This window comes from Siminovitchia fortis (genome assembly GCF_007681465.1).
In the GTDB taxonomy this organism is placed as follows: domain Bacteria; phylum Bacillota; class Bacilli; order Bacillales; family Bacillaceae_C; genus Siminovitchia; species Siminovitchia fortis.
Map to the genome: position 1 here is coordinate 22,966 of NZ_VEKZ01000051.1, position 6,715 is coordinate 29,680.

Consider the following 6,715-nt stretch of genomic DNA (forward strand, 5'->3'; position numbering starts at 1 on the left):
TTAACCGATGAAGCCATTCTCCAATAGCTTATCCATCGTGATTCCGGTTTTTATTTCCTTTCGGCTTTCCAGCATGTGATAAATGTATTTGCCAAACATATCGAATTCGATATTGACTGGGTCGCCGATGTTTTTTTCTGCAAGAATCGTTTCCGCTTGTGTGTGCGGTACCAGGGAAATTGTTATTTTTTCACCGTCTGTTTCAAAAATCGTCAGCGAAGTTCCATCTATTGCAATCGATCCTTTTTCCATGACAAACACTTGGAATTTCTCTGGTATTTGGATAACCATATAAAGTGCGTTTTCCATACTTTTTTTACTTATAAGGGTGCCGGTTCCATCGACATGCCCGCTGACAAAATGTCCTCCGAACCTGCCGTTGGCAGCAATCGCCCTTTCCAGATTCACCTTTGAACCTGGTGCTAGCATGCTGAGTGATGTCACATTGAATGTTTCAGGCATGACATCGGCCTGAAACGTTGAGCGGGTAATTTCCGTTGCAGTTAGACAAACACCATTTACCGAAATGCTGTCGCCCGGATGGATGTCTTCCAGGATCTTTTCTGCCTGGATATGGACATTGAAGGACTTCGCCTTTCGATCAATTCGCAGAACAGTACCGATTTCTTCTACAATTCCTGTAAACATTCACTTTCCCCTTTCCACCGGTTCAACAATTAATTTTATGTCAGGACCGATTTGTTCGACTGATTTAAATGCCAAGGGAATACTGTCTTTTACTAATTGTTTGGGGACTCCTCCAAAAGCCGGCGTCCCTTTCCTGTCATTCAATAATTTCGGCGCCATGTACATGACAATTTCCTGAAAAAATCCGGAATCAATGAATGCGGAATGGACGGCGCTTCCGCCTTCGACAAAGACGGAAAGGATCTGCTCCTTCCCCAGCCAGTTCAGGAGCGGTTCGATTTCAATTTTCTCTGAAGGCATCTTTTTCACTTTGACACCTTTTTCCTCAATGGCACGACGCTTTTTTTCATTTGCGTGCTTTCCGCACACGATGATCGTCGGAGCCGCATTGTCATTTAAAAGATTGCATTCCATAGGAATTCTCAAATGAGTATCCAGAACAATTCGAATGGGATTTTTTCCACCCTGGGGCAGTCGGGTTGTAAGATGGGGATTATCCTGAATCACAGTATTGATGCCGACCAATATTGCATCGTGGCGATGCCGGTAATGATGGACATCAAGCCTTGCCTGATCAGATGTGATCCATTTGCTGTCTCCGCTGGAAGCCGCTGTCTTTCCGTCAAAAGTTACAGCGGTTTTTAATGTAGTGAATGGTTTCCTTGTCTTAATAAAATGAAAATAAAATTTGTTCAGATCTTCGGCTTGTTGACCGTAAATTCCATATTCCACCGAAATTCCGGCTTTCTGAAGCTTTGCCACACCATTTCCGGCAACAACCGGATTCGGATCCAGGCCCGCTATGAAGACGCGCCTGATTTTTTTCTCAATGATCAAATCAGCGCACGGCGGCGTCCTTCCTGTATGTGAACATGGCTCAAGAGTGACATAAAGATCGGCGCCCTCCGCCCTTTCGCCGGCTTGTTTCAAGGCGTTGACTTCAGCGTGCGGCTCGCCTGCTTTCATATGTGCGCCCATGCCGAGAATCTGCCCGTTTTTGACAACGACACAGCCGACCGCCGGATTCGGACTCGTCTGCCCGACAACGGATTCCGCCAGCTGTATGGCCAATTTCATATAAAAATACTTGTCTCCCATAGTGCCTCCTTTCAATGATCGACGGAAAAAGCCCCGAAACATTGTTTCGGGGCGCAAAAACAGCAATTTTAAATAAGCGTCATGAAGCTTTGACAAAAAGATTTTTAACAAAGCCTAAATAAACATGCCATTTTATAAAAAAATGCACGAGAAACAGACGCCTTTTTCCTTCTCCCATCCAGACTTTCACTGTCGGCTTTGGAATTTCACCAAATCCACCGGATCGTTGCCGAGCCGGGTCACGGACTAAGAGACACTTGTCTCATCACCGCCGGTCGGGATTTTCACCCTGCCCCGAAGGAAAAAACTATTCGAATGTTTGTATTATAACATACAAATATATTTTGCAACCCCTGACTTTTTTCGTGATTGTCAAATGATCAATAGAAATTGGGATAAATGGCTAATCATTGGTCCAATCCGCCATTGACCACGCTGAGGCTTTTCGACCATATCCGGGCATTGGTCCCGCCTGCCAATGACCACGCAGGCGCTTTTTCATCGTATCCGGGCAATGGCCGATTTTTCACGAAGGAAAACCCCCTTGGGTGTACCTTTTCCCAAGGGGGCCTTTCGCTATTTTTATGATTGGAACTGCGCTTCCTCTGTTGATCCTGCCAATGCGGTTGTGGAAGAGGTTCCTCCTGAAATGACCATTGACACTTCATCGAAGTAACCAGTACCAACTTCACGCTGGTGGCGTGTAGCTGTGTATCCTTGCGCCTCGGAAGCAAATTCTTCCTGCTGGAGTTTGGAATAGGCAGCCATGCCGGAATCTTTGTAGCCGCGGGCCAATTCGAACATGCTGTGGTTGAGGGAGTGGAAGCCTGCAAGTGTAACGAATTGGAATTTGTAACCCATTTTTCCCAGCTCTTGCTGGAAGCCGGCAATCTCTTCATCGCTCAGCTTGCTTTTCCAGTTAAAGGAAGGTGAGCAGTTATATGCAAGCAGTTTGCCCGGGAATTTTTCATGAATGGCTTCTGCAAAACGCCGTGCCTCCTCGAGATCCGGTTCAGCCGTTTCACACCAGATGAGATCGGCGTAAGGCGCATAGGCAAGACCTCTTGCAATTGCCTGGTCAAGTCCCGGATTTGTGTAATAGAACCCTTCCGGACTTCTTTCGCCTGTCAGAAATTCGCGGTCATACGGGTCGACATCACTTGTAATCAAGTTAGCCGCATTCGCGTCAGTCCTTGCGATAATGACAGTAGGCACATCCATGACATCTGCAGCAAGTCTTGCCGCGATTAAGTGGCGCACAGCCGTTTGTGTCGGTTGAAGAACTTTACCGCCCAAGTGTCCGCATTTTTTCTCGGAAGCCAACTGGTCTTCAAGATGGACCCCACCAGCCCCTGCCTCAATCATAGCTTTTGTCAATTCGAATACGTTGAGGGGGCCTCCGAATCCTGCCTCCATATCTGCTACAATGGGAGCAAACCAATACGTATCGCCTTCTCCCTCTGCCTGCTGGATTTGATCTGCACGCTGCAGTGTCTGGTTGATCCGTTTGACGACCTGCGGAACACTGTTGGCAGGATATAAACTTTGATCCGGATACATCTGCCCTGCTAGGTTCGCATCTGCGGCAACCTGCCAGCCGCTTAAGTAAATTGCCTTGAGGCCTGCTTTTACCTGCTGCATTGCCTGGTTCCCTGTCAGAGCACCCAGCGCATTTATATAATCTTCCGTATTGATCAAATTCCAAAGCCTTTCGGCCCCCATCCGCGCCAATGTCTGCTCAATGACGACCGATCCGCGCAGTTTCACTACATCCCCGGCGGAATATGGCCTTTCAATCCCTTTCCAGCGTTCTGCTGCCCAGCTTTCTTCAACTTGGCGGATTTGTTCTTCTCTTGTCATGATAAACCTCTCCCATTCTACGTTTTAATATTTGATCAACAGATTGATTCAATCAATCTATTATTCACCTGTAATATATCTGTTTTTCGATATTTATAATGTTATATAACAGATAAGGCAAAAAAATTATTCAACGTTCTCGCAGCATTGAATGACTTCCTTAAATGTTTGATGCTCCATACCGCATTTGCTGCAAATGTTTTCAATTTCCAGTTTCTCTTCCTCCCTAATAACGACCACTTCTTTCGCTGCGAGCGGCTCAACATCAAACGAACCTTCAGCATTTCTTTTTAAAGTCAGCAATTCGTTTCCGAGGACGAAAGTTGTACCATTCATTTCTTCAACCGTCTTCCCTTTGATCAGCTCTTCCAAAATCCACTCTTCGATAAAGTCTCTTTCTGCTGTTTGTTTCGTTTGCATGTTCTCCACCTTCTTTTTTAATAAGTTGATATTAATATATAACAGAGTTGTTATTTAGTCAACTGTTATAATACAATATTTTTTAAAATATTTTTCATTTATTTTCTTTAGCAAACTTTCGGGCCTCTTCAAGGCCGTATGACCAGCCTTGAAGAGGCCGCCCTATGCCTGCTGTATTGACATTTTCTGCTTGAATTCAAGACGGCGGCTGTGAAGGATCGGTTCCGTATATCCATTTGGCTGCTCTCTTCCGAGCAATACAAGGTCGCACGCTGCCTGAAAAGCAACAGATTCCTCGAAATTATCCGACATCGGTTTATAATGCGGATCTCCGGCGTTTTGTTCATCGACAACTGCCGCCATACGTTTCATCGTTTCCAGAACCTGCTCAACGGTACAAATGCCATGGTGAAGCCAGTTGGCCATATGCTGGCTTGAAATTCTCAGTGTTGCGCGGTCTTCCATCAGACCGACATCATGGATGTCCGGAACTTTGGAACAGCCTACGCCCTGCTCCACCCACCTGACAACATACCCCAATATTCCCTGTGCATTATTATCAAGCTCCTCCTGGATCTCTTCATGTGTAAAATGAGTGTTGGATGCAAGCGGAATATCCAATATGTCATCCTCTACATCCTTGATTTCCTTTGACAGATTGTGCTGGATTTCCCAGACATTCTTTTGATGGTAATGCAGGGCGTGTAATGTAGCAGCAGTCGGGGAAGGAACCCACGCTGTATTGGCGCCTGCCTCTACATGTCCGATTTTTTGTTCAACCATCGCCTTCATCTGATCGGGCATGGCCCACATTCCCTTACCGATCTGTGCGCGGCCCGGCAGCCCTGTCTCAAGCCCCGCGAAAACATTCGACTGTTCATATGCCTTGAGCCACCTGGATGCCTTCATATCATTCTTTCTGATCATCGGCCCCGCTTCCATCGATGTATGGATTTCATCGCCTGTACGGTCAAGGAACCCTGTGTTAATAAAAACAATCCGGTCTTTGGCTTCTTTGATGCAGGCTTTCAAATTTAGCGATGTCCGGCGCTCTTCATCCATAACGCCCATTTTCAGCGTATTTCGTTCGAGTCCGAGCAGATCCTCGACACGGTCAAACAGCTCATTGGCAAAAGCGACTTCTTCGGAACCGTGCATTTTGGGCTTAACAATATAAACAGATCCTTTTTCAGAGTTCTTCCGAGCGGTATTTCCAAGAAGATCGTGTTTGGCTATTAAACTAGTGATTACGGCATCAACGATTCCTTCCGGCACTTCTTCTCCGTTTTGATCCAAAATGGCCGGCGTTGTCATCAAGTGCCCTACATTCCGGACAAGCTGGAGTGAACGGCCGCGAAGGGAAAATTCAGTTCCATCAGGTGCCGTATAGATGCGGTCTTCATTCATTACCCGGTTGATTGTTTTGCCGTTTTTTTCAAAAACGGCACCGATTGTTCCCTTCATCAGCCCAAGCCAATTTCGATAAACAAGGACTTTGTCTTCCGCATCGACTGCTGCAACCGAATCTTCGCAATCCATAATGGTAGAAAGAGCCGATTCAATTAAAAGATCTTTTATCCCGGCAGAATCAGTCCGGCCGATCGGATCTTCAGGATCTATTTGTATTTCAACATGAAGACCGTTGTTTTTAAGTAAAATGGCACTCGGATTTTCCGCTTCTCCCTGAAATCCGGCAAACTTCTGATGATCCTGCAGCTTCACACTTTTGCCGCCCCGGAGCTCTATCGTCAAATGGCCTCCGGAAATGCTGTACTTGACCGAGTCATGATGGGAACCTTCCTGTAATGGGGCGATCTGATCCAAAAACTTTCTTCCGTAATCAATCACTTTTTGGCCCCGAAGCGGATTATAACCGCTTGTCAGTTCCGCTCCGTCCGCTTCATCAATGACATCAGTTCCGTAAAGGGCATCATATAAGCTACCCCATCTTGCATTGGCGGCGTTTATGGCATATCTTGCATTATTTACAGGCACGACCAGCTGCGGGCCTGCTTGGGCGGTAATTTCTTCATCCACATTTTTTGTTGTAATGGTGAAATCTTCAACCGGCTGTTCCAGATAACCGATTTCTTTGAGGAACGATTTGTATTTTTTCAAATCAACCGGCCCTCTGTTATCCTGATGCCACTGATTGATTTTCTCCTGCAGGCTTTTCCGTGTTTGTAAAAGCTGCTTGTTTGTGGGCACAAGATCTTCAATGATGCGGCTAAAGCCTTTCCAAAAGCTTTTGCTATCCACCCCGGTATCAGGCAATGCCTCCTTTTCGATAAACTCATGCAAAATGGACGCCACTTTCAGCCCATTTACATTCAAGTAGTTCTCCATTCCTCTCTCCTCCTCTGTACTAAGCAAAAAACTCCGTTGTGTTATACATCAGATGTAATTAACTGAAATTATTATATAACAACTCCAACAAAAATAAAAGCCATTTTTACACTAATCTTTTATTATTGAATTTTACGATACTTATGCGAGGAACATTTTCCATATCCTTGATTTGCCCGGCCAAAAATTTTATATTATGCTAAAAACGCCAGGTCCGATTTCCGGCCATTGTATTTGCTCCTTAAATCGGCGGTTTTTTTTCAGAGAGAAAGCATAAAAATTTTTAGCTTTAAAATTTTGAACAAAGCCTTTTGTTGTCTAGCTTCGACGGACAGGAGGTCCT

Annotated in this window: 6 protein-coding genes and 1 riboswitch; all 6 genes read right to left on the minus strand. The window is 45.5% G+C overall.

Annotation, left to right across the window (positions count from 1 at the left end; translation table 11 throughout):
* A complete protein-coding gene (gene ribE, locus FS666_RS14690; protein ID WP_144462603.1) occupies positions 1 to 648 on the minus strand; it encodes a riboflavin synthase in 648 nt (215 codons plus the stop codon).
* Positions 649 to 1,746 carry a bifunctional diaminohydroxyphosphoribosylaminopyrimidine deaminase/5-amino-6-(5-phosphoribosylamino)uracil reductase RibD gene (ribD, locus tag FS666_RS14695; RefSeq protein ID WP_144462605.1) on the minus strand — a complete coding sequence of 366 codons (1,098 nt, stop codon included), beginning with the start codon at positions 1,744 to 1,746 and terminating at the stop codon, positions 649 to 651.
* Positions 1,747 to 1,908: 162 nt separating this feature from the next.
* Positions 1,909 to 2,052, minus strand: a riboswitch (FMN riboswitch).
* A gap of 101 nt (positions 2,053 to 2,153) precedes the next feature.
* Entirely contained in the window at positions 2,154 to 2,276 is a 123-nt protein-coding gene (locus FS666_RS20495; protein WP_260842224.1) for a hypothetical protein, read from the minus strand.
* A gap of 52 nt (positions 2,277 to 2,328) precedes the next feature.
* Positions 2,329 to 3,606 carry an isocitrate lyase gene (gene aceA / locus FS666_RS14700; RefSeq protein ID WP_120069306.1) on the minus strand — a complete coding sequence of 426 codons (1,278 nt, stop codon included), beginning with the start codon at positions 3,604 to 3,606 and terminating at the stop codon, positions 2,329 to 2,331.
* Positions 3,607 to 3,732: 126 nt separating this feature from the next.
* On the minus strand, positions 3,733 to 4,026 hold the full coding sequence (locus tag FS666_RS14705; RefSeq protein ID WP_120069309.1) for a hypothetical protein: 294 nt from the start codon (positions 4,024 to 4,026) through the stop codon (positions 3,733 to 3,735).
* A 162-nt stretch (positions 4,027 to 4,188) separates the two neighbouring features.
* The gene (locus tag FS666_RS14710; RefSeq protein ID WP_120069312.1) at positions 4,189 to 6,372 is read right to left on the minus strand and encodes a malate synthase G; all 2,184 of its coding nucleotides are present in this window, start codon (positions 6,370 to 6,372) and stop codon (positions 4,189 to 4,191) included.
* Positions 6,373 to 6,715: the final 343 nt, after the last annotated feature.